Source organism: Mesorhizobium sp. M7A.F.Ca.CA.002.09.1.1 (genome assembly GCF_003998555.1).
Taxonomy (GTDB): domain Bacteria; phylum Pseudomonadota; class Alphaproteobacteria; order Rhizobiales; family Rhizobiaceae; genus Mesorhizobium; species Mesorhizobium ciceri.
The window spans coordinates 1-565 of the sequence record NZ_RZRR01001528.1 but is presented as its reverse complement, the minus strand read 5'-3'; the positions used below and the strand labels follow the sequence as shown (position 1 = coordinate 565).

At 63.4% G+C, this 565-nt stretch carries 1 pseudogene; it reads right to left on the bottom strand.

The window, feature by feature from the left end:
• Positions 1–565, bottom strand: a pseudogene (locus tag EN994_RS34455) (hypothetical protein); the annotation flags it as partial.

Below are 565 nucleotides of genomic sequence, written 5' to 3'. Positions count from 1 at the left end.
GAACTTGCCGTGGCGCTGACCTTCAGCCCGTTCACCCGCGAGCCGGCCGCGCTGTAGTCGAGCTTCAGATTGGACAATTGCTCGTCGTGGAAACCGGTCAGCCGGTCGACATCGGCGCTGACGGAGATGGCGTCGGAACCGGTGGTTTTGGTAGCCGTGTCGACGTCGGAGGTGAACTGCTTGATGAGCGAGCGGGCATCGAGCGCATTGCCCGATATGTCGACCGCATAGCCCTTGCCGGACCGCTTCACCGACACAGCAACGTCGTCGCCTCTGTTCAAGGTGACCTTGCTGAACCGCGCCGACGACAAGGCGCCATTGACCAGCACGATGCTGCCGTCGACGGAGAACGTCTTTCCGTCGAGATTGAAATCGGACAGCGTCGTGGTGTCGCCGGACTTGGTCATGACGAAGGTGACGTTGGCGGGCACCCCCGCCCCCTTGCTCCAGCCCGCCCAGGGAATGTCCAGCCTGGCGTTGGTCAGGTCGGCCGAGACGTTCTGGTCGCCGCTGCCGTTCTTGTCGATCGCCACCTTCACAGTTCCGGCAAGCAGCGGCTTCAGGC